A 22,912-nucleotide genomic window follows, 5' to 3' on the forward strand; every position below is an offset into this window, starting at 1 on the left:
GATTGTCGCGCTATACGATAGGGCCGTCTGGCGTCGCTTTCAGTTGAAACTCTCATTCCCAGCGCCGCAGATTGCGGAAATCGCTCGTTTTATAGAACGCGTCGTTGCGGGCTGGCCGGAGCAGCCAACAATGACAGCTAGCGAGCTCGCGCAAAGAATTGAAGCGACCTCATACGCCGAAGTGTTGGATTTCCTCCAGAATGTCAGGCGCCGGCAAATCTTGGGTTTGGGGGAGGTCTCAACAGACTCTGCGCTTTCATCCGAGTTCGAAAATTGGTCATCACGAGTAAAGCCAGAGAACATTTATGGTGGGCGATCCAACGAAGCCGTTGCTGCGGCTCCAGCCGGGCAACCAAGAAGCAAGACCGACCGGCAGACAACAGAACATACCTAAGCCCGCCCCCTTTTCTCCGGCTGCTCAGAACGCTGTGTTCGGTCCCCGTTTCCGGCGGCTTGAGCAGATGCTCGCCAGAGACCCATCTGGGCTGACGGTACGTGCTGATCCATCCGCGTTAGCACCGGAACGACTGCTGGTGTTCGAAGTTCGAGGTGCCATCGCAAATTTTGCGACCGCAATTCGAAGGGTGCCCGGTCTCGAACTGATTGACGAAGAAGAGCTTGAGGGCGACGACAAAGACAAGTCTCCGGAAGCGTATCTGCTCGTGCCGGATACCGCGGCGTTACACAACATCCTCTCTCTTTGGAAGCGATGGACCGCTGGGCAGGAGCTCGGTACCGGATTTGCTCCGTGGCGCGATGTTTTCGCAACTCTTCGAGAAATCAGAGTTTGGGGTCCGAGCGACCGTGGTCAAGAGGGCGATCGCGAAATCTTAGCAGAGGAGATTGAATTGATGGGAGAAGACCAATCTCTCGTCATCGAAATCGAGCTGGTCTTTCGCGCGTCAGAGGAGCTGGCCGCAAACACGGAACAGGCTGTGCTCGGCGAGATTGCCGCGGCTGGCGGTACGCTTGTATCGAGATGCCGCATCCCCGACATCGCTTATCATGCGATCCTTGCGCGTCTACCCGTGGCTGCGATCCGACAGATCGCGAACCGCTCTCCAGCCGGCATGAGTGGCTTGGATGCGGTGATGCATATTCGGCCACAGAGCGTCGCGCTGCCGGTCGATGTAGATGACGCTGTCGAACAAGCAGGCCGCATTCCGCCACTGCCTAGCAACGGAGAGCCAATCCTGGCAATCTTGGACGGGTTCCAGTTTCAGAGCATCCGCTGCTTCGTGGCCGACTGAGTGTCGACGACCAGTTCAATCTTGAACCGCTTGCGGTCGTGCAAGAGAGAACTCATGGCACAGCGATGTCTTCGCTAGTTGTGCATGGCGACCGTAACGTTGCTGAACCACCTTTGGGACGCCGCATTCATTGCGTGCCGGTGCTCGGTGAAGCTGATCAGTTTCCTCAGGATCGGCTAGTCGTTGATTTGATCTATCAGGCTGTAACGGCAATGCGTCGGGACGTCGACCCAACGGCTCCGTCTGTCCTGATAGTGAACCTCTCCCTCGGAAATGTGAGAACGCCGTTCCAGGGACGCCTTTCGCCATGGGCACGACTTATCGACAGAATGGCACACAGCTACGGAATTTTATTCTGCGTGAGCGCCGGTAACCATACCGATCGGTTCGATATCGCTTCGATGGCCACGATGGCCGATTACGAAGCGACGAGACAGCCCGATCGCGCAAAACGCACTCTTGAGGCGCTGTCTCAGTTGGTTACATCGCGGCGGCTGCTCTCGCCTTCCGAAACAGTCAATGGAATTACCGTTGGCGCAGCGAACATCGATGCCGTTAGCGACGCGCAACGCCGGGCCGCACGAGGCCGCGTCGATCCGTTTCACCCGATGGTAACCGCCAATCCATCCAGCAGCTTAGGCCCAGGGTTCGCAAACAGCGTCAAGCCTGACATACTAATGCCAGGCTCTCGTGAGCATTTGACCATGGTAGCTAGCGGAGCAGGATTGAGTGTCCGACCAGCAGCACCGGCTCGACCACACGGCCTCAAAGTGGCAGCACCGCCGCGAGGTGGCGCCGCCAGCATGGAGCATTATACTAGCGGTACAAGCGCTGCCGCAGCGCTGGCATCTCGAACCGCTCACAGAATTCATGACGCATTGGAAGCAGAATACGGCGAGCAGTTTCTTGCGCTTACTCTTCATCAACGGGCCGTCATCCTCAAGGCCCTGCTCGTTCATACTGCAGAGTGGCCAATGGATGGTGCAGGCCTCATAAGAGGCGTGCTTGGTCCTGCTAATCCTAAGCAGCATGTTCGACAGAGAGATAATATCCGCCGTTTCTTAGGCTATGGCGTAGTGAACGCGGACGATGCCATTTATTGCGCTTCCGATAGAGCGACCTTCTGGGCGGCCGGATTGCTGGCCCCAGAGACTCGGCGCCCGATTGTCGTTCCGCTGCCGGCTTGCATGAGCGGACAGGCTCTTCCGCACTCCGTAAGTGCGACCCTTGCTTGGTTCGCCCCTGTGCAGCCCGGCCGACAATCATATCGTTCGGTGAGGCTGTCGCTACTTACGTCCGAGGATATCGATCAATTTCGGGTATTACCTGCGAAATCACAGCCTGACACCCATCAGGCGAATAGAGGTACCGTAATTTCTCGACGATGGGAGGGGAGCAAAGCTCCCGCCTTGTCCGGAAATTCCAGAGTGGAGTTTGTTGTTCAACGCGAGCCTGATCGCGGCACCGGGATCGACGAGCTGGTTCCATTCGGCTTGGCCGTCACTGTGACCATGCCGAGCGTTGCGCAAGTATATAGCCAAGCCCGAGCAAGAGTTGCACCACCCGTCCGCGTTCGTGCGGCAACGCGCTGAACCTTAACTGTCAGATCTTCATCAAATGTGTTCCACAATCTACCCTCCACATCACTATAGTCGACCGCGCCCGTGGAGGCCAAGGAATTGATGACGCGGGCGGTTGCGTGCTCGGCTTTGATGGCGCCATGAGCAGCACATCGCGCGAAAGCAGCTATGGGCGAGCCATCTGGGCCAAGGCGGAGCGCGCGGCCGGGGCACGCCAAAGCCGCCGATCGGCGCGCATGGACGCTCCTATGCTCCCAAGCGCCGGCGCAGCAGCCCATTGCCTTGGGCGACGCACTCAACGCCGGCTAAGCCACCTCGAGCTGAAGCGCCTGAGCTGCGATACTTATCAAACGGTCGCGCTTGATATTGTTCCGCGGCCGCAGACGATGCCGTCCACGAACTGGAATGATACGAGCGATGCGAGCAGTGTTCCGAACAGCGCAGCTTCTCCTTCTTGCTGCCCCTTCACACATCTCCTCTATCCATTTGGAAAAAGCCGTACGCTTGAACGATTGGTATCAGCTCGTGATAGTTGTGGATGATGTGGTCCGGCTTCGCAGCCCGTAAGCGCGCCTCGGAAACAAATCCACCGGTAATGGATATGCTTATGAGTCCCAGATTTTTCGCAATGTTGGTTTCTACTGGCATATCCCCGACGATGAAAGTTGACTCAGGCTTCAGATCATTTTGCTCCATGTAGCGCCGAAGCCGCTCCCCTTTGCTCATCCTCTTATACTGCGTGGCACGGCTTTCAAAGGCCAGAACTTCATTGAAGCAGCGATCGATTCCAAGCCTTCTCAATTGAGCAAGAAGGGGGGCGACTATATGGTTGCTCACGATGATCGACGAAGCCGCTTCTTGACGGACAAATTCCAACATTGCGCGTGCGCCGACGCGTAGATCCGCTTTTTCGGCCAGCGGCTCGTAGGTGTCATGGAAGATTGCGCTCCCATCACGATCTACGGCTGCGACTTCCGATTCTGACATCCCGACATTTCGAAAAAGAATGGACAGTGGGACGTCGCAATGATCCTGGAGGCTGTCCAGATCGATCTTCGGGCGTCCGAATCGTTCCAAGATGGTATTCGTCGTTTGCAGTAGCGCATCGGCATCGTCGAGTAACGTGCCGTTCCAATCAAAAACAAAAGTCGGTTTCATGATTCGGTCCTCAGGCAGCGCCATGGCGGTCAGCCACTAGATTATGCAGGTCTCTATTTGCCCGCTTCTGCCCTGCAGGAGTTGGCATCTCGAATGTAAACGGTGACAAATCTATTCCTTCGCTTCCCCGCGGCAGCAACGACGAGAGACGCGGAAGGGGCAAGTAGGTCACAGTTGCCGCGTTGATCGAGGCCGCAATCTTTGCTTCGATTGCTTTGAGGACATGCGGTTCGATATCTTTAAATAGAAGGCTTTGTTGCCGCTGTTGAGCTGGTAGCCCTTTCCACGTCTGCCAGAAAGCCAATTCATCGATGGCTTCAATATTCACGCCGTAGTAGTTTGGAGCCACGACAGGCGGTGAGCCGATTCCCCAATGGACGGCCGTGACACCCGCAGCAAGGAGCATATTCGTCACGGTCCGACTGGTATCGCCACGAATGAGGGCCTCATCGGCGATGAGTATCGTGCGTTTGTCGACGTCAACTGAAGCCAGGCGATATTTGTGAGCAATACGATGCTTGCGCTCACGACTTGGGCCGATGAGAGTTCGCTCAGATATTTGAGTCTCGATGACTTCGCGGCGCTCGGCGCGAACCCCACGTGCCACAAGAGATGAAAATAGGCCGTCAGCGTAGGGCCCTCCGGTATGAGGCATGGACGAGACGATGATTGGAGCTCCGTCCTGCGGTGCGCAAATTCGCCGGGCAATAAGATCACCCAGCGAGAAGCCAATACTGTAACGGGTTTCGAGGTGAGATCGCCCCTGGATCGACGTCTCGGGACTTCCGAGGTAAAGAGTTTCATAGGCGCAAAGCTTGGCAGCGCGTCGCGAATGACTGACAGAGCGATTGACGCAATATCCCTTTTTGCCATCCACATATTTGATCGAGCCAGGAACGATTTGGCCTGCCTCGCCCTGAAGTCCGGAGAAGGCGCAATTTTCCGAAGCGAAGAGCAAGAATCCATCGTCCGTCTTCATGAACTCCAAAGGACGCAGACCATATCTATTGCGGAACGCAATCAGATTTCCTTCGGCGTCCAGCAAAAGCGCACTGATGGCGCCATCTATGCGCTCATCGATCTCGCGAAAGACGTTCTCATAGTCGACCCGGAGGCCTTGCCGCCAAAAATCCCTTTCACAAATGTGTTCAACCAGCTTGGGCAACGGTTCGGCATCCGGCCGACCGAGGTTGTGGCCTTGGGCAGCCAGTTCTGCTCTTAGCTCAGGGGCGTTCGCTAACGCTCCGTCCAAAAACATTGTCAGTTGATGCGTGTTGGCCTTACGACTGCGGGCTGGTTGATCGTCGCTCTCACCGTCTCTGCGAGTTCGACCGCGAACATGAGCGATGGCAACATGTGGATTGAACTCCAGCTCCTGGTCGTCATTGTCGATCGCACTCAGTTCGTCTGACGGCTGAGACACGCGTTTGTAGCGAATGCCTTTGTTGTGCATGAAGGCGGCGACGCCGACTCCCGCCTGTCCGCGGAGTGCGAGCTTCGGAAGCATGTGCGCTAGTCGATCATACACCGTCTGGTTGGAATTGCTCCAAGGCAAGAGAAAAGCGGCAGCGATACCTGACATGCTGGCTAACTTTCATGTAGCGTCCGTGTCCCGAGCCCATCATAAGGCGGACGTCTCCCACCGATCCGAGAAGACATGGTCCTGCTCCTAAGCAAGCTTCGTACCAGCGCTTAGCAATTCGACCAGACCATCAAGCAGACGGGTGCCAGGTCCGAGCTCTCTCAATCTCTATGGCTCGACAACTGAGCTGGTTGTTTCGCGACAATCTGTCTGAAGCGCGACGATCCTTGTGAGAGAAATAGCAAGCTAAATCGTGCATCATTCCTGTCACAGCGCGCGACGATTGCCGTGCCGCTCGCGCTGACCGATGCGGTGAGGCTGTGCACCTCTCTTCGCCTGAATGCCAATTTCCACAGCACTATCTCTGAACCAGGACCTCGATCGCGCCGGCAACAGGAGCTGAAAGCCCGTGACGCCGCCGCAAGCGCTGTTGTGTTGCTGTTAGGTTCAGCTGCGGTTCGGCTGCCTGACCAACAATCATTTTACTTCGTGCTTGCGCCGGAACAAGTAAGAAGCCGCCGGTCACGGATAAAGACCGCTGCCGAACTTCACCGACAGCGGCTCAAGTCTAGCGAGAAGGCACACGTACCGGTCTGCCAGCGCAGCGATCCAATTGGGCAGTCGATGGGGCAAGACCCTCTGAGTAAAATCTTGCTCTGCACGCTCAGATGTTCTTCGGGTTTGTGCTCGCCTTGCCTTTTGAGGCCGGAATCCTTTTTTTTTGCTCCGAACGGCACTTCGGGAAAGCCAAGTCCATGATGATTGATTGATATCATGCCGCATTAAAGGGGTCGCCCGCTCTCTTGGCTCACGAATTTGGTGTTGAGATATCCCTCGATAGCTTCGAGCCCGCCTTTTAGAACCTCCGTGCATCTTGCCGGGGTCTCGCGATGAGCTTCATGCGAGCCGGCCACTCCAGCCCGCTGCTGTAAAAGATCGCCAGGTGTCGCTTGACGACCTCGATACTGGCCCGGCCGTCCAGCTGGCCGGCGAGTATCTTCAATATTGACAATTGAAACCTCACGCGCGCACCCGAACGACTCAATGAAAGCGGACAATACTGACCAGTCCCGAAACAGCATATCGCCTTTCAGACGGAAACCTTGCCGGGTAAGGCTAACGAAGCGGTGAGGCTGGTCTTTCGCAGAGTTGGCCGCGAACTTTGCTGCTTGCAGCCTGGATCGCGTGGTTCGCCGTGACCGCTGCAGCGTTCAGTGCATAGGTGAGCGATCGATCGCTACCTTGTAGTTGCCGGAGATCTCTGCAAAGCGCTTGCTATCTCCGCGGAAGAAACCAGCTCTCAGTGGAGGCCAGGCATTCCCCGCGGCTCCCGCTTCTTCGATCAAGCGCGCTAGCGGACTTTCGGCACGCTGGTGTTTCCACCAGAAGCGTCCCGGAGGACCCCAGATGTGATCGCCGTCGCGTTTGGCGCGCAGATCCGCGAAGGTCAGCGCCAGGAATAGCTCGAAGCGGTCGAAAAGTGGCTCGTAGCTTTGGCCAAGAAAAAGCAAATCCTCCAGCAGAGGACCAATCAGTTGGTGGAGATGCTCGCTGCGCGGTACGTACTGTCGCTCGCGTCCGGGCAGCTTCTTGAACCAGTCTTCGATCTGTCGGAGCTCCCCGAAAACCAGCGTGATCATGTAGTCGTTGCCCTGCCTGATAGGGCCATCCATGGGATAGGCGGGCGTCGCCAGAAGTGCGTGCAGAATGTCATAGCGCCGGGCCGATAGCGCCGCGATGCCTGCGGCATACAGGATTGATGCGGTCGGATACCAAGCGAGACGCAGCCATACAACCGAGCCCCCGTGATCACGATTTGCACGGTCCACAAGCCGAGCAATCACCTTTTCGAGCAGCAGCGCGGCATCCCGGTCACCCCAGCGCGCCAGCAGGACAACTATGCTCCGCAGATCTGCCAGAGCTGCATCATACGCAGCGACCCTGGCAGTAAAATCCTGCTCTCCCGCGTTCCCTGCGACCGAAAACGTATCTGCTGAAAGCGCATCCAGCGTCTGGCGAAGCACTGCGGTCACGTGGTCGTCCAGAGCAAACCGCGTAGCCGGGGTTGCGAGCAGTTCCTTCGTGCGGTCCACGATTGTGTGAGATGTCATCGGATCCCTCGCTGCAACGGCTCGATGAAGATTGACCAATAGTATTCACCGGCTCCCTGCATGGACAACTTGTCATCGTCTCCTCGGGTTCCGCTCATGCTCATCCCGAGCGGCTTCAGGAACAATGCTTGTTCGTCGTTCTGGACCGACAGCGACTCATTGAATGCTGAGCGCGAATTGGCGATCTTGTTTGCGTAGGCGATCCCGCCGGCAAAGTGTTCCTGCCCCATGAAAATCGTGCATTCCGCAATGGCAGCGCCATCGCGATAGAGCACCGCTGTGAACGCGTTTGCATCGACCCGTCGTGTTTCCCCATCGATATCTTCGTGTCGCGCCTTCAGCTCGGCGATGGAGTTGCCGAAGAATTTAAGCAGGAATTCGAACGCTTCATGCCGAAAGTTGTCACAATCGCGATCGGAAAACCTGCGCGTGATACGAAGATTACTTGACCGCGTGCGAGCGGCCGCAGCCGCATCCGTTGACGGCATTGCAGCGACCGACGGAACGGCGGGCTTCGGTGCGCGGCCAGTGCGCGTCTTCACCAATTTCTTGATCCCCGTCGTGATATCGAGAAATGCCTCGTCGGCATTTGGCCATTTTGTCACCGGTTTGCCGTCGGTCGGAAGGGCCATCAAGGCAGCGAAGGGGGCGTCACGCCAATCGCAGGGACGCAAGATCACCGGGATCACCACACAAGCGCCTTCCCTGTGACGCACCAAAGCGCGCTGCATTTCACGTTCATAACAGTATTCGGATGCAAGGAAATCTGAACTCACGAGCAGCAGGACGATATCGGCCCGTTCCATTTGCGCATCAATGCTGGAATCCAGGGGTGTACCCGCGAGAATGCGGCGATCATGCCAGGCCTCGATAAACCCTTGACGCTGGAGCATCCGCAAATGCGTCTCCAACTGATCGCGGAGTCCCTCATCCTTGTGACTATAGGAAAAGAAAAGAACCGCCAAAGCGCTCTCCCGCTAAATGCTTTATATAATCTAAGTAGATAGGCCTCGCTCCCGACAGTGCCAGTGGCCCCGCCGCCAAAATTGACAAGACCTCGCCTTCCCGGTCCTTCAATAGATGCCGCAGCAAGGCCGAACACGAGCGCTCCCTGCGGACCCAATCCGATGCTGCACCTGCAGGATCAGTCGCAATTGCGATCTTTCGCATCCAGCAAAGCCGCAACCTTGCATGCCGATCCGTCATTGTCCGACACATAGGCACCAAGGCGGCCAAACTTGGTTCGCTCGTCAATATTACTTCCGCCTAAGTATGTGCCTGCCCTACGGATCACACCACTATGAAGTCTGACGATATCTCGTGTCGAAGGCGCGAGCAGCCAGCCAAGCGGCAAATCGTAGTCATAAAGGTTGAGCATGAAAGAGACCATGTCGACCCTTTTGCCGCATTCCGGATACGTGTAGCACAGCTCGGCAAACCGACTGAGGTTGCCCAAGGCAACGACGGCTCGCGTATCTCGCGCACTTAACATGGTTCTGATTGGCGAAAGAGCTTCCCCCAACCCAAAGCCGCCTGGGTGCTGCAGAATCTGAAGGTTTGTAACCGCAATTCCAAGAAAGCGTACGGGAGGTTTTCCCTGCCTCAGCCGGTCATCCTGATTATAGAATCGCGAAAGCGAATAGATCAGGTCGAACGCAGTTTCGGATCCCGAGTTCTCGACATACCCGCCATCGACCATTCGTGCGGAGCCATCCTGAAAGCGAATGCGCCCCGCCGGCATAATCCACGGGAAGCGGGCACTGAGCGACACCGCGGCCGCCAGTGAAATATCCCTCATCTGATCCGATGAACTGTCACCGGTGCGAACCCTGGCCAGAGTATGAAATTCGGCCAGGTTGGACAACGGAACGATGTTCCCGACCTCGCCCCAATCAATGATGGTGAATGGTGTGACTGCTACGCGGTTGCCGTGCTCGACATTGGTGAGGTTCAGGACCAGCGCAGGCGCGGACTTTTTCGGGTCCCAGTGGTCCAGGAACGGCTTGGACCACACATCGTCGACTGACTTTGATGGGACGTTGACCCAGGCATTTGAAATGCTTCGCTCGAAGGCGCGTGCCCGATCGAAGCGCGATGTCCATGCCGGCAAGAAGCGCTGCACCGCGTCGGGGAAGAGAGCCGCGGCAAGTACGGGGGACAAGAAGTCATGCCCCATAAAACGATCGGCCGTGGATTCAAACTGTCCTTGCTGTTGTGTCGCGAGACTGCAGTCGGCATGTGGGCCGTTCGGCGCCATTGTCTTGGCCATGCTTGAGAACACGGCGCCTCCGAGGCTTCCTCCCGAGACGCCGCTAATCACGAAGACATGCTGGGCAAAATTTGGACATCTATCCTGGATCCGGGAAAGGACCGTTGCGACGTGCTGCGCGGCATAAAGACCGCCACCAGATGCAGCCACAATGAACACGGGATAGGGAACTTTCTGGTCTTCGTACCACTTCCGATCCTCCCGAGCTTCATACCAATTCTCGAACTCCTTAACCGAGCGAGCGAGTCTTGGATGATCACTGGGCGAAAGCAAGACCTCGTGATTGTCGGCCAGGTCGAAGTAGGACAACACCAGCGCCGCGAGCACGATCACACCTAATAGCGGAACGCCAATGCGATCGCCGACTTTCGTGAGCCACGCTCCAACCGACGTTATTCCGATTAGCGACAGCAGAAATATTCCCAGCGGCCCGATCAATTGGGCACCCGAAACAGAGAACACCGAAAAATAGATCAGGCAGACCCCACTGAAGATCGCAAGGCCTCTTATGCTGGTGAGGCGCCCCGCAAGTCGCCTGTAAACTCGTGACAATCGAAGCCCCCTTCCGGGCAGTAAAAGCCAAACAGTCACAATTACGCAGATGGCAGCCTCAACATAGAGAACATTGGCCGCTTTGCGGAGGCTCTCGATGAGTGTCGCCAGCTCAGGTAATTTTGCCAAAGTCTCCGGCGGCGGCGAGCCAATAAGGGTCTCCCTTGCCGCGGCAAACATACCAACCGCAAGGCCGAGCGAGGGAAGGATTGAGCAAATGATCGGTAGTAGCTTTCTGAGCCACCGATTCCCGTCTCGGACATGACCGGCGCGCAAAAGTTCCCTGGCGCTCAGTGAAAAAGCCATTGAAGTTATTATCAGGAGAGGAAGAGCGAAAAGTAGTTGCGGGAGGTGAACGAGAAAATCCTCGGCCATCGCCCGGTAGACCTCTCGCACCTGGGGCACGCTCGACAGCATGTAGGTCGCCATAATCGCGATCGTGAACGGAACTCTCGTCGTCCGCACCGTCCGCAATATGGACGCGACTTGGTTTGCCGCGAGAGGCCATCTCGCAGCGCTGCCAGAGTTAACACCATCTGTTGGCATGTTGCGGGCCTCCGTGATGATGATGATGGTTCACGCCACAACTGACCGCTGTCGCTCTCTTGATCGGAACCTGTTCGGAAGGGGTCATACAGCACAGGACCGGAAGCCGACCGAAATCAGGCGAACGGCGCCCCTAATAACTCATTGAAACAATTCATATAAGCCGGCAACAATCGCGCGAGTCTATCATCTGCCGCTGCAACGAGTGGCCGGAGCGTATGAATCAGCAACTCATTGAATTTCTCAAGAATGCACTTGAGTGCAGTGTGTTGATCGCTCCCCTTTCTCCCGGCCTCTCTTTTCAAGAGCTGGGTGACACTGGAAGAGCCGGCTATCAAGACGGCGAGATCGATGATGCGCTTCGCCACGTCGGAGTCGGTCGCGCGGGCACTCGCCTTTTGATCCCCTCGCCCCAAGAAACTAGTTTCTGGAGGTTTTATTTCCACGAAGATCCTGACTATCGAAACTTCGATGCATTCGATTTTGTCGTCACGGAGCTTAACGGTCTCGTCCGATCGGAAGGAATTGCGAAAGCTGCGATCGAGCGGAGAGTCCTTGTTGAACGAGCAATCGCAGCAGGGCTTCCCCAAGATGACGTCCAAGTCGCCATTATCTGGCAGGTGATGGCGGGTCAGCTGCTCGACGCGGATGGCATCATCCAGTTCGCAAACTCCACAGGAGTTCAACAACTGCCCAGTGTCCAGCTGCGGTTCCATCCCCAGCGCCAGCGAAGACCGCATCGAGAGCGAGCCTATGGTTTCGTCAAGGATATCATAGCAAGAAGGACCGACGGCCGACCGAAACATGTCGAACCGCTGAGCGCTTTCGCCGATGAGCTCGACAAACTCGGCTACGCGCCGTTTCGTCTTTGGTGAACCCATACCTGCGCGGAGCTTCGAGTTCTCGATCCAGGTTTGGCGCCGGTAGCGGCGTCCGTGCTGGCCGCCGCACTGGTCGAGGGGGCATTGACGTTCGTCGTGCGCCACGCTCGCAAGAACGGTCAATTCCTTTCTCCTGACTATGAGAGGGATCCTCAAACGTGGAAGATCTAAAAGCTCGTCGCAAGCGCCGCGTCGGGTGGTCCTTCCGCTAACCGCGGCCATGGCTCAACAGAAGCCTGCCGATCATTTCAGGAGCGGTCCAAAAAACAAGCCCGCGCAGGCAAAATGGCAGGAAGCTATCGGATGATCTAAAGACTTGGGCGCGCCGCCTCGACTGGGTGCCCCGCGAGGCAGCTACCTGCTGAGAGCCGCCTGATATCGTTTAACAAGGCGTTCGAACATATCGCGGGGTACCTCGAGCACTTGCTCGGCGGCACCCAACACATAGGCATTTTTAGCTCGCTTGAACGCCGCATCCCCCTTGGTTTTCCAAGGCACCCGGACGGTCAGATTAAGCGCCAAGTTCGGCATATAAAGCGTCTCGCCCAATCGCTGCTTCGCCGGCGCGGTGCCGACGACTACCATTGCACGCACGTCCGCGGAGGGATACCTCGCCTTCACAAACGAACACGCTTCGGAAATAGCTTCTCCGCTGCGCGCAATGTCGTCTATGATGAGTATCCTGTTTGCAGACTTTGCGCCTCGCGTGTGATCCTCCGACATATTCCAGCCGCCAGATCTCGAGGCTGAAAAGTGCCTAAACCGCAGGTCCGAGCGGAATTGAGCATCCAACAGCTTGCCGACCACCTGCCCTCCCTGATCCAGGCTGACGAGCAGATCAGGTTTGTAATCAAGCAGCCGGCTTCCCAGCAAAGCCAATCCTTCTATGGCTCGGGTCTCAACCACCACATCCTCGTGCTCGGCAAGCAAATGCGGATCGTAGATGGCGGGCCTATGGACAATTTCATTTCGCACCTTGCGAAGAACAGACATGAAAGTCGCTTCAACGGCCAAGGTTTCGGGGTCCGCCTCGCGACTTCTGCGATCCAAAAGAAGATCCCAAGTCTCGAGCAGCATCGACGTGGTTCGAGCAAGAAGGAATTGCTGCACCGAGCCGGTCGCAGACGCCGTTTGAAGGAAGTCCCGAAATTGCTCCGCCATCGGTTCGGCGTCACCGAGACGCTTTTCAATGTCGAGCAAACTTTCAATGAGGAATGAGCCGAGCTGTTTAGACGCACTTTCGATGACTTCCTCGGATTCCCGAATTGCCTTTAGGTGGGCCGCAGCTCTCTCAACGTTGGGGGCAAACGGAGCGCCCCATCCTCGGGGCTTAGATACTTCGATTGCCTGAGCAACACTTTCACTGGCAGCGGCCTCCACGGCAGCTTGCTTAGCTTTGCGTTCATGTAGCAGTCGGTTTGCCTCAGCAAAATGAGAGCGAGCCGCACGGAGACGAGCCGTGCCCTCCGAGATGATTTTCTTCGTCTTGACCTCAGAGCTCTCCTGGCGAAGTACCTCGCGGGCGAACGCCGCCGCACCCGTTACTTCCTCGGCAAGCGAAGAAAGTTCTCCTTCCGACATGCTCTGGAGATTCTCACGAGCCTGCGCGTCCAGCCGACGGGTGGCCGGAACGTAGGTCAATATCGTGTCGATCAGCTCGGTCTTGGACATTGCTTACTGTGCCGATCCCTTTGCCGTCGCAAACAATCCCTCAATGATGCCCTCAAGGGCGAACGCCGACTCCGACGCTCCACGCAGCACCAATTCTCGCACTTCGTCGTTCGGTATAATATCTTTAAATCCTAACTTTAGCCTATCCAGGTCGGCTCGAGCGTCCCGGTTGAACTTTGGATCGACATGCTCAGCGAGCTCGGAAAGCTCCGAAAGACGCTTTTCCACCACGATCCCCTCAAACGCGGGGCTCGCCAAGTCTTCGATAAGGGCCTCCAATTCAGTATGCAATTCATGGTCTTGCTCGGCTCCTATCAGCAGGAGCAACGATAGTGCCCTCTTCATGGCCTTCAGCGAGTCCGCGGACCCGCCCCCGCGCCCGGATGCTAAATATTTGGACACTTCCTTGCGAAGAAACTCCAGATAACTGGAAATCTCCAAGATCCCGAAAACGTCGCGCGGCGGATCGCCGCGGCAGATCACGGCCTCCTGGTGCACGTGGGACCGCGCCAGCGCAACCCCATCGAAATTCTCGTTTACTTTCAATATCATACTTGTCGTCGGCATCATTCCAAATGTGGGAACCTGCCATAGAAAATCAAGCTTCACGTGGGTAACGGAATCGTTGGCCAACCGCTCCAGCGCGGCCTGCAGACCGTCAAAAGGCGCCAAAAATCTCTCCTCGTTCCAATTCACGCGTACGAGGAGCTTGTCCAACGAGACGCCGATCCGCTCAGCGATCAGTGGAGGCATCGAGACGATCGGCGAAGGGTAATACTCGCAGAAATCGAGATCTGAGATGGGAACGGACCGCCCCAAAAACGTAGCACTACCGCTAAGACAGATGGGATGTCCCTTACTCAGAACCATGGAAGTCGCGGTCTCTACGAGATCGTGCAAGTGGTCTTTCCCGGGAAAAACGCTTACGAGATTGAACGGGACATAAACCGTGATCCCATCAATCGAGCGCTCCAGGTAGCCGGCCCGAACCGGATCAGGGAGGAAGGCCGCGTCGACATCAGTCTTCGCAGCCAAGACCGCGCGAACTTTGACGATCGAGGCCAAAAAATCGGCGTCGGCCGGAGTAGGGTTTTCCTTGAGGGCGGCGCGCAAAAATTGAAGCGCCGAGATAGACTTCCGTTCGTCAGCAGGCGGCAAGACTTCGATCCAATATCTACAACGTCTGAAAATCGGCGCTCTGGCGGTTGCGCAATGCGAGCGCCGCCACAACTACACCTTGCAACCTCTGAGGACAATCCGAAATATATTGTTGGATCTGTCCGCCACCTTATCCCGCATTGCAGCGAGTGCCAGCTCTCAAGCTGAGCACTAGATTGAAGTGATCCCACGGTCGATGCGTCGGACAATGTGAGCCCCGGCCATAAAGAATACTGCAATCCAGCGGGCGGGTGGATTAATTCGTCCACAATTCCCGCCACGGCGGGCGCGCGTTCGAAAAAGCGGTGGCGGAGATATTCAGCTTAGCCGGCTTTCGAGTAACGCTCGATGCCAAGACGGCTCGCCCTCGTCAAACACATATTTTTGCAACGAGCAACGAAGTCGACTTGCTCATCGAAGGAAGGGACCGAAAGCGAAAGACCGACGTTGCCGACGTTGACTCGATACGTGCGCGCCTTTCGCGAGTCTCAGGAGATATTATCGGCGTTCTCTTCGCAAATTCTGGGATAACCAAGGGCGCAATCGAAGCCATCGAGGTCAGCCGCGGCGCGAGATTATCGTCTTCGTCCAGGAGGAAGTCGCGCGTCTTCGTGATGGCGCTCGCGATTTGAATGATCTCATCTCGCGGAAGCGAGAAGAACTTCGCGTCCAGGGGGCGCGCGTGGTTCCTCGCCCGTGAGTACCTCGCGCATCGCTGTTCTACGCTAAGCACAACGCACGCAGCGTCATGCGAGACAGCGTCAAATAGATACTGGGCGCGGAGCAATCCGGTTGATTGGAGCATAGACGGACGAGTCCGCGCTGATCTGGATGTCGCCGGCGCCTCGGCGCACGCGTGGCTGGGCGAGATGCCCAGCGAGCATGCCCTTGATTAGTTCGGTGTCGATGCCCAGAAATCCGATTGCTCCGGGCATGTCCCGCTCGAGCCTTCGCGCCATCCCGATGGACACTGGTAGGATGCCGCTTGGCCCAATCGGGACACCCAAATAGGTGGTCTCTGCTTCTCCATCCAAGTTGAGTGAAGCCCCCTCTGGAGGCCGGCTGGCACCGCTCAGTCGTCCGACAAGCAGCGGCGACGCCAGTTCGCCATAACCCATGCCGGCGAGGAGGTGACCCACATGTGAGCGAGCGACATCCTGGATCATCTCGTCTCGATCGTGATTTGACAGCGGCTCCCCTCGCGTCTCGGGATCCAAGGCGAAAAGGAAAGCATCGCGGGGTGGGAGTTCGGCGCCCCAGCGTGACATCACCGCCCATCCCTTCGTGCTGAGCGCTGTCCATCGCTTCTTGCTTCCGCTCCCTAACAGCTTCTCGATCACGACACCCTGGATCTGGCCTTCTGCGGTCTTGATGGGTCCAGGCTTTCCGCCTCCCGCGCCGGTGCCGGGTTGGCTCGTTCCCTTCGCCTCGGCAATCGCGAGGCGCTTCGGTCCCCCGCATACCCAATCCGGAAGCTCGCTGCCCCTCCCCAGCAAACGAGCGACGCGCATTCGCTTCGAGATCGCGGTGGGATTGCCGTCGATGGGCGAGAACCAGGCAAAGCCGTGATACCTCTCCAGGTAGGCTCGCGCGAAGAAGCGCCCGAACAGACCCCAGAAGGCTCGCCGCATCTCCTTGCCAAGCCCTGGCCCCTTACCCCTCCACACAAGTTGGTTGGTGCCCGGGGCGAGGAGTTCGTCAAAGAGGACCGCAAGCGGCCTGCTCGATGCTCCGCTCGTTTGAGTAATCTCTGCATGGCGCAAGCCGCCACGAAAGCGGTGTCGAACTCGCATGACGCGCCCGGCACTGATCCCGACTTGAGTTCGGCGGGACATGCGCTGGGAGGCCTCACGATGTAGCGAACCTGGTGCACGCCCATAGGTGCCTTCGCGACGAAATGCCGATTTCCGGATGAGGCAACGACGCAGTGTGTCGGCTTTCACCTTATCGGAGTAGCGCTATGCGCGTGCGGCCCGGTGTTTCCTGTGAATCCCAGCTACTTGCCCCGCGGGTCGCACGGCGGCATCCCGTGGCGGCGTGCGTTCGATGATCCGACAGTTGGGCTGGTTGTTCACCTCATCCCAATCGCACCTTTCCACCTGGTCGGGATGACCCGGCACATCGATAAAGATCGGGTAGTCCGAAGGTGTGAGCTTAGCCACCGCCTTCTTTTTTGCCTTCTTGGCCTTCGTCGCCATCTCAATTGCTCCTCTTGAAATTACGCCGCCACTAGCGCGCGGGGCTCAATCGATTTGAAATCTCCAGCCCGATGAGCGCAGCTGCAAATGCCGCCTGCGCCGCCTGCCCCGTGAGTCCTTTGGAATCGCCCGGGCCAAACACAATCGTCAGATCATGTGTGCGATCGCGAGAAGTCGAAAAAAGTGTACCGTTCTGGTTGATATTCGCACGCGTGAGCACCCAGGCTGGATTGATTCCTCCGCTGGAAAGAATCTCAAACCTGACCTCGTGGGACAAAACATTCTGCTGAAACGAGCCGACCTGAGTGGGATCAGCTTCGTGCGTCGCAACAGCACCGATGTAGTCGTTCAGCCACTCCACCGTCTTGAGATTATTCTGAATGAGAGGTGATGAAGCCGATCCACGCTGAATGCCGGGGGTGCAATAATGCCGATCCAGGAGTTGCGGTATCGTGTAATAGAAATTCAGCTTGTTGGTCCTCGTCGCGTCGGCCGACAAGGTGCCTGCGCCAGCCAGCGTGAACACCGAGGTCAACGGTGTGGGCGGCGTGAAGACCACGGTGGGGTTGAGAGTTGTCTTCTCCTCGACCGTGAGGCTCAGGGTTATCTGAACTCCCCACGTCGCGAGAAACGACGATGCCAGCTTCTTGTTCGGACGCCCCTTGAACGGATCATGCTCGACAACCCATTGGACGGCGTCGGCGACCTCGCAGTGTACACTTTGGACAATGTCCTGAACGAGTATTTGACCCGCGCCGGTATCGCCCGGCACCTCCTGGATATCTGGAACCCGGAGACCACATGCGCCGACCAGGCACGCGCAAAATATCGACGCGATCAATCGCGATCCAATCATCGCTTCCCCCGCAAAGAAATAAACTAGCGTCGAGTCAAAATTCCCGGTAAAGCGAGCATGAAATACGCTTCGACCTTTACGTGCAACAAGCACAGATAGAATACTCGGCTGAATGTTTCTTTATGTTGCATCAACGCAACATCGATCTCGTTAGGTACTCACCACCCACACCGCATTTCTTGCGGCTCCCTGCTTCGTGGCCCGGCGGAAAAAATTGCCTGTTCATTGTTCTATCTACCAGCCCGGCATACTTTAGAAGGACGGCCGCCTGTGCGGGTAGGCGCGTCAATTTGACTGCCAGGATTAATCACCAACGGGACAACCATGATCCCGACTGACAACGAGACGAAGATCGATCTCCTCAACAATGAGGCGATCGCCACAATGATCATCGAACTGCTGCGCGATCGTCCCGATCAACCTGTAAACGTTGGCGTCCACGGCGATTGGGGCGCCGGGAAATCGAGCGTTCTCGAGATGATCGAGGCGAAGTTTGAAGGCGAGGAAGAAATTCTTTGCTTAAATTCAACGGCTGGCGCTTTCAGGGTTTCGAAGATGCCAAGATCGCGCTCATCGAGGGGATCGTAACTGGTCTGATCAAGAAGCGCCCGGCCGAGACGCGCTACGTTGGCGAGGTCGGCTTGGATGCAGGCCCGCGTTTCTACATATCCTTCGAGCACCAGAAGCATGTTTTTCGTACGATCCTTGATAGCCGTACCGATGAGTGAACCCTTGGCGCTGAACCCGCAACGCGATTCTTGACTACATTTTCCCTTCGGGTTCGCCAGAACCCGAACTAGGCCCGTGCCAATGAGCGGGAAGGCAATCAAGGGCGCCGCTCGCGGCGCTCGTCTTGCCCTTGACGGGCAGCGGGATCGCAGACCCTCTAACGGCGTGCGCCAAAGCGCATCGCCCGCCAGAGATGGCACCAGGGCTGCGTGAGCATAGCGACCCGACAGGGCATGCGGGACGAGTGCAGCAACGAGACCGGTTAAAGGCGGCACCCGGGAGCGGGGCAGTGATAGAGCGGTCGCCGAGGGCGAGCCCCTTTTCCGAGTGCCCCCGGCGAGGAGCACATCAGATCTTTGCGCGATGGGATCGTGACCCGGATGGGCCGAGGCATAGACTCGGCAAGCGCAGCTTGTAGAGCCCGGTCCGGCTTCGCGGACGCGCCATCAAACTCACCCGGTCTTTTTTCGTTTTGCGGCGCATCTTCAATCCGAGCATGTCGCACCGCCCTCGGCTAGTAATCGAGTTGTCCCCACCCGCTGACTGTGCGGCTGGTGTTTACCTCTTATGGTTTCGCACCTCATATGCCGACCGATCAAGCGGTTAGCAAAATGCTTGCAAACGGAGCGTCGACAGAGGATGAAACTAGGCGTTGAAATTGCATTTTAGGCCGCCATGATTGAACCACCTTACAATATTGCCGATCTCCCTGATTATGCCGCTTTCCAGCAACTGGCCCGCGCGTTGTGGCGCAATGGCTCTGTTCGTGGCGCCTCAGTCTTGGTGGGCGCGGGGCTTAGCAAGAATGCTGAACGGCCTGGCGAGGACACGCCAGAACCGCCATTGTGGTCTGAGCTCATGGCGGAAATGATCGAGCGGCTTTATCCGCACGATACGGAAAGAGCACCCAAAAACCCTCTGCGCATCGCTGAGGAATATCGAACCTATTTTGGACAGGCTGGCCTCGACGACTTTCTGAGGACGCGTTTTCCGGATAAGTCGTGGTCGCCGGGACAGCTGCATGGCGCTCTGCTGAGTTTGCCGTGGGGCGACGTACTTACGACGAACTGGGATACGCTACTCGAACGCGCCGAACACGGCAGCGACCAATCCTATGAAATCGTGCGAACCGAAGCCGATCTTACCCACGCCCGATCGCCGCGTATCGTAAAATTGCACGGAACGATCGGCGATCCAGGTCCCCTCATCTTCGCGGAGGAAGATTATCGGACCTATCCCGTGAAACATGCGGCCTTTGTAAACCTCGCGCGCCAGATATTTATCGAGAATGAATTGTGTTTGATTGGCTTCTCTGGCGATGATCCCAACTTCCTGCAATGGGCTGGCTGGGTGCGCGATCATCTCGGAGGCAGCGCACGTCGTATCTATCTCGTCGGCAACCTGCGTTTGGAAAGAGCAACCAGAAAATATTTGGAAGCTCATAACATTGCGCCGATCGATTTTGCGCCTCTCGTGGAAAAGCTGGCGCAAGATCTTCAGCATGCCGCCGCAACTCGGATTTTTATCGACGAGCTCGGCAAGGCGAAACCGCCCCTCCAGAATGAATGGAAATTGACCCAGAACAATCAGTTCCCATTCATGAAAGCGGGCGGCGATGCACATCAACGTGTTCACAAAGATAACGAATTCGCTGCCGGCCTTTTGAGAGAGACAATTCCGCTACTTAAGGCCGACCGCGAGAACTATCCGGGATGGCTGGTTTGTCCGCTTCAACACCGCCGATTGATAGCTCACGCCGGCGACACGAATTGGTTGGGACGAAAGCCGGTGCTCGATCTCTTGGAGCCCAAGTTTCGCGCCGAAGCTCTATTTGAAATTCTGTGGCACCGCACCATCGCGTTTGCTCCTTTGGACATATGGCTTGCCGATGCCCTGGCTGAAATTGTTGACAATGAGTCGGCAGATATCGACCCCAATCTGCGTCTGCAGTTCGCCTTGGCTCTTATGCGTGACGCGCGTGTGTCGCGCGATGAAGCAAGCTTGACGCGATGGGCAGCGGTCATTGATGCCCGAGCTGCATCCGACGCGGCCGTGCGACAAGAGGCAGAATATCAATGGTGCTTGCGTGCGCGTGATCGGATGGATTTCGTGGCGCTGGCTACGCGCCTTGCCAAGCTAACGCTGGAAGACCCGATTTGGAAGTTGCGGCGTGCTGCCTTGCATAGCGAGCTCGGCGAATATGCAAAAGCAACAAAGTTGATCAGAGACGGAACAGCGGAACTAGAACGCCGCCACAGGCTCGATCGCAATTCATTGGTGGTCAAATCGCATTTGGCCTGGGCAAGTTGGATCAACACGGCGTGCGATATATGGGATGCCATCGGTCGGGCCGACCGCCCCCCTCTTCCTAGAAATTTCAAGCAACTCGACATCGACCCTCGGAGAGAGATTGAGCATATCGAAAATCGCGCTGCCGAGGTCGCGAAGAAGCGCAGCGAAGACGCCGTGGCAGTTCAGCCGGCATTTGAGCCCGGCCATTATCGCGAGGGATCTGCGACGATACACATGGGTTCAGACTCGGGTGTCGAATTGCTCTACGAGCTCGACCAGCTGATTGAACATACCGGCCTACCTCTCCGGATCAATCGGGTTGATCTTTGTGCATCGGTGGCACGCTCTGTCGTTGAGGCTGCACCTCAAGTCGATCCAGAATGGTACGTCTGGCTTTTCCGTGCGCTGCAGTCTCATTCCGACAAATCATTCGAGCGGCATTTCAGTCGGATCGCGACAGCACGAATACCGGTTGCAACAGTCTCAACGCTTCTTTCGACCGTCGACGCTGCCGTCACGTTGTGGGCGCTCCGGGTCAAGGAAGCGCGCAGCCCAGAGCTTCGGAACGATCTAGGCTACGCGATCGATGCGCTACGCATGATGCTGATGGTCCTATCGCGCCTGACGGTTCGGATGATCCCGGATCAGGCAGCTCAAGCATTGCGTAGAGCGATCGAACTGGCGAAAGAGCCTCTTGTCACGCATCCCTGGTTGGTTGAGGCCATCGGAGAATTGGCGAAGTACGCCGTTAAAGCTATCCCTCCTGCACAGCGAGGCGCCTTCGCATTGACCGTGCTCGAGTTTCCGTTGCCTTCGGAGAAAGGTGTTGCTGAGAACCATCGCTGGCCGCAGGTTGTTTTTGACATTTGGAATGTACCGCCAACTCGGGGAGCTGGTGATACCCGTTGGGATCATCGTGTGGGTCAACTCTTGACTCTCGCGCGAAAGGGCAACAGCGACAGGGAGCAAGCCATTTCGCAGCTCGCCTATCTCGCCGTCAGAGGGGCACTCAAGCCTGACGAAACGACAGCGTTTGGAGACGCCCTTTGGTCAGATCTCGATGCGCAAGAGGGCCTTCCCGCAAATACAGTCTTGAATTCCGGTGCGTTTCTGCGGCTACCTGCGATGAAAGGTATTGACAGACAAGCGAGGGTGTCGGCTCGGCTGCTTGGCATGAATTTGCGCGAAGTCATGCGGCTGTCAGCGCAGATCGACACGCGCGAATTGAACCGGAAGACTGATCATTTTGCGTCAATCGCTAATGCCGCACAGTTCGGGCTCGTCATCCCCTCCGATCAGGCGGTGGAAATGTTTGACGAGATCGTTGCTTGGGAGCTCCAGCAGGTAAAGGACAACAGAGACCCGTTCGCCATATCGTTTGCCAAGAGTTTCAACGATACCATTCGGCTAGCGGCGGGCAATTTGTTGACCGTTGCCGTAGTGCCCGCCATGCGCGCCGATCAACGAACAGCCGCGCGGGCGGAAGCCCTTATCTCTTTCATTCGACGCGCACAGTCTTGGAGCAGCATGCAGGCGTTACCGCGCTTTCTTCCGGCTGCGGCAGAGCTTACGACTGATGTGATTTCCGTCCTTCGTACGGGATTGTTAGCTCCAGATTCCCAACAAGTGGGGAACGCAGCCGAGGCCATCGTTGGCTGGGCCGAATTAGTCCGCAGCGGCGCACTTCCTCAGCTGCCGCAAGCTCTGATCGAACGGCTTATGGCAACGATCGAAGTGCGTCGCTCGATTGGCCTTACAGCTATGCTCGCTGCGGCACTCAAGCTCCTGAACCTTGAGTTCCTTGGAAAAGATGACATTAAGCGCCTGACGGAGACGATCTCAGAGATTCGCGGCGTGCGTTACGAGGATATCGCGCTCAACACGATGGAGGCTGTCACTGCGTCCCTTGTGCGCGCAGAGTGTGTGAAATTGGCCACAGTGTTAAAGGAGCGTGTTGCGGACGATGGATCCTTGCAGGCTTGGATTGATGAAGCGAAAAACGATCCGTTACCGGAAGTCCGGTTTAGCCTTACGGAGCCCCACCAAGACGACACCGAATGAACGGCAGATGCATCGATC

Annotated in this window: 15 protein-coding genes and 1 pseudogene; 5 read left to right on the forward strand and 11 right to left on the reverse strand. The window is 56.9% G+C overall.

The window, feature by feature from the left end:
• The first annotated feature begins 305 nt into the window (after positions 1-305).
• Together ACZBJS_RS23745 and ACZBJS_RS23750 are read left to right on the forward strand one after the other, a co-directional pair.
• The gene (locus ACZBJS_RS23745) at positions 306-1,250 is read left to right on the forward strand and encodes a hypothetical protein (protein ID WP_463439326.1); all 945 of its coding nucleotides are present in this window, start codon (positions 306-308) and stop codon (positions 1,248-1,250) included.
• Positions 1,247-2,842, forward strand: a complete 1,596-nt coding sequence (locus tag ACZBJS_RS23750) for a S8 family serine peptidase (RefSeq protein ID WP_463439362.1) — start codon at positions 1,247-1,249, stop codon at positions 2,840-2,842. Before ACZBJS_RS23745 ends, ACZBJS_RS23750 begins: the two co-directional genes overlap by 4 nt.
• 453 nt (positions 2,843-3,295) lie before the next feature.
• Here the strand turns inward: ACZBJS_RS23750 and ACZBJS_RS23755 are convergent, their stop codons facing one another.
• From ACZBJS_RS23755 to ACZBJS_RS23790, 8 genes are all read right to left on the reverse strand, one after another.
• A complete protein-coding gene (locus tag ACZBJS_RS23755) occupies positions 3,296-3,988 on the reverse strand; it encodes an HAD family hydrolase (RefSeq protein ID WP_463439327.1) in 693 nt (230 codons plus the stop codon).
• Between the two features lie 10 nt (positions 3,989-3,998).
• On the reverse strand, positions 3,999-5,570 hold the full coding sequence (locus ACZBJS_RS23760) for an amidophosphoribosyltransferase (protein ID WP_463439328.1): 1,572 nt from the start codon (positions 5,568-5,570) through the stop codon (positions 3,999-4,001).
• A 1,211-nt stretch (positions 5,571-6,781) separates the two neighbouring features.
• Positions 6,782-7,681 carry a hypothetical protein gene (locus tag ACZBJS_RS23765; protein WP_463439329.1) on the reverse strand — a complete coding sequence of 300 codons (900 nt, stop codon included), beginning with the start codon at positions 7,679-7,681 and terminating at the stop codon, positions 6,782-6,784.
• Entirely contained in the window at positions 7,678-8,646 is a 969-nt protein-coding gene (locus tag ACZBJS_RS23770; RefSeq protein WP_463439330.1) for a toll/interleukin-1 receptor domain-containing protein, read from the reverse strand. The genes ACZBJS_RS23765 and ACZBJS_RS23770 overlap by 4 nt, the downstream gene beginning before the upstream one ends.
• Before the next feature lie 179 nt (positions 8,647-8,825).
• On the reverse strand, positions 8,826-10,931 hold the full coding sequence (locus ACZBJS_RS23775) for a hypothetical protein (protein WP_463439331.1): 2,106 nt from the start codon (positions 10,929-10,931) through the stop codon (positions 8,826-8,828).
• Positions 10,932-11,164: 233 nt separating this feature from the next.
• On the reverse strand, positions 11,165-12,052 hold the full coding sequence (locus tag ACZBJS_RS23780) for a hypothetical protein (RefSeq protein WP_463439332.1): 888 nt from the start codon (positions 12,050-12,052) through the stop codon (positions 11,165-11,167).
• A 231-nt stretch (positions 12,053-12,283) separates the two neighbouring features.
• Positions 12,284-13,600: a phosphoribosyltransferase gene (locus ACZBJS_RS23785; protein ID WP_463439333.1), complete on the reverse strand. Its 1,317-nt coding sequence runs from the start codon at positions 13,598-13,600 to the stop codon at positions 12,284-12,286.
• Between the two features lie 3 nt (positions 13,601-13,603).
• Positions 13,604-14,758, reverse strand: a complete 1,155-nt coding sequence (locus ACZBJS_RS23790) for a hypothetical protein (RefSeq protein WP_463439334.1) — start codon at positions 14,756-14,758, stop codon at positions 13,604-13,606.
• Between the two features lie 296 nt (positions 14,759-15,054).
• On the opposite strand from ACZBJS_RS23790, the pseudogene ACZBJS_RS23795 reads away from it, so the two are divergent.
• Positions 15,055-15,390, forward strand: a pseudogene (locus tag ACZBJS_RS23795) (hypothetical protein); the annotation flags it as partial.
• Positions 15,391-15,519: 129 nt separating this feature from the next.
• Here the strand turns inward: ACZBJS_RS23795 and ACZBJS_RS23800 are convergent.
• The 3 genes from ACZBJS_RS23800 to ACZBJS_RS23810 form a co-directional block, all read right to left on the reverse strand.
• Complete coding sequence (locus ACZBJS_RS23800) at positions 15,520-16,389, reverse strand: hypothetical protein (protein WP_463439335.1); 870 nt, start codon at positions 16,387-16,389, stop codon at positions 15,520-15,522.
• Positions 16,390-16,716: 327 nt separating this feature from the next.
• Positions 16,717-16,956, reverse strand: coding sequence for a hypothetical protein (locus tag ACZBJS_RS23805; RefSeq protein WP_463439336.1), 240 nt, complete (start codon positions 16,954-16,956; stop codon positions 16,717-16,719).
• Between the two features lie 31 nt (positions 16,957-16,987).
• The gene (locus ACZBJS_RS23810) at positions 16,988-17,797 is read right to left on the reverse strand and encodes a hypothetical protein (RefSeq protein ID WP_463439337.1); all 810 of its coding nucleotides are present in this window, start codon (positions 17,795-17,797) and stop codon (positions 16,988-16,990) included.
• Between the two features lie 399 nt (positions 17,798-18,196).
• On the opposite strand from ACZBJS_RS23810, the gene ACZBJS_RS23815 reads away from it, so the two are divergent.
• Positions 18,197-18,400, forward strand: a complete 204-nt coding sequence (locus tag ACZBJS_RS23815) for a P-loop NTPase fold protein (RefSeq protein WP_463439363.1) — start codon at positions 18,197-18,199, stop codon at positions 18,398-18,400.
• An 816-nt stretch (positions 18,401-19,216) separates the two neighbouring features.
• A complete protein-coding gene (locus ACZBJS_RS23820; protein ID WP_463439338.1) occupies positions 19,217-22,894 on the forward strand; it encodes an SIR2 family NAD-dependent protein deacylase in 3,678 nt (1,225 codons plus the stop codon).
• Positions 22,895-22,912: the final 18 nt, after the last annotated feature.

It is taken from the genome of Bradyrhizobium sp. KZN70725 (genome assembly GCF_055264925.1).

Coding starts and splice junctions, on each gene's coding strand:
- ACZBJS_RS23815 (WP_463439363.1), top strand. CDS start 18,197: ATGATCATCGAACTGCTGCGCGATCGTCCCGATCAACCTGTAAACGTT.
- ACZBJS_RS23820 (WP_463439338.1), top strand. CDS start 19,217: ATGATTGAACCACCTTACAATATTGCCGATCTCCCTGATTATGCCGCT.
- ACZBJS_RS23760 (WP_463439328.1), bottom strand. CDS start 5,570: ATGTCAGGTATCGCTGCCGCTTTTCTCTTGCCTTGGAGCAATTCCAAC.
- ACZBJS_RS23785 (WP_463439333.1), bottom strand. CDS start 13,600: ATGTCCAAGACCGAGCTGATCGACACGATATTGACCTACGTTCCGGCC.
- ACZBJS_RS23765 (WP_463439329.1), bottom strand. CDS start 7,681: ATGACATCTCACACAATCGTGGACCGCACGAAGGAACTGCTCGCAACC.
- ACZBJS_RS23755 (WP_463439327.1), bottom strand. CDS start 3,988: ATGAAACCGACTTTTGTTTTTGATTGGAACGGCACGTTACTCGACGAT.
- ACZBJS_RS23800 (WP_463439335.1), bottom strand. CDS start 16,389: ATGCGGCGAGCCTTCTGGGGTCTGTTCGGGCGCTTCTTCGCGCGAGCC.
- ACZBJS_RS23775 (WP_463439331.1), bottom strand. CDS start 10,931: ATGGCGACCTACATGCTGTCGAGCGTGCCCCAGGTGCGAGAGGTCTAC.
- ACZBJS_RS23805 (WP_463439336.1), bottom strand. CDS start 16,956: ATGGCGACGAAGGCCAAGAAGGCAAAAAAGAAGGCGGTGGCTAAGCTC.
- ACZBJS_RS23745 (WP_463439326.1), top strand. CDS start 306: ATGGTGGGCGATCCAACGAAGCCGTTGCTGCGGCTCCAGCCGGGCAAC.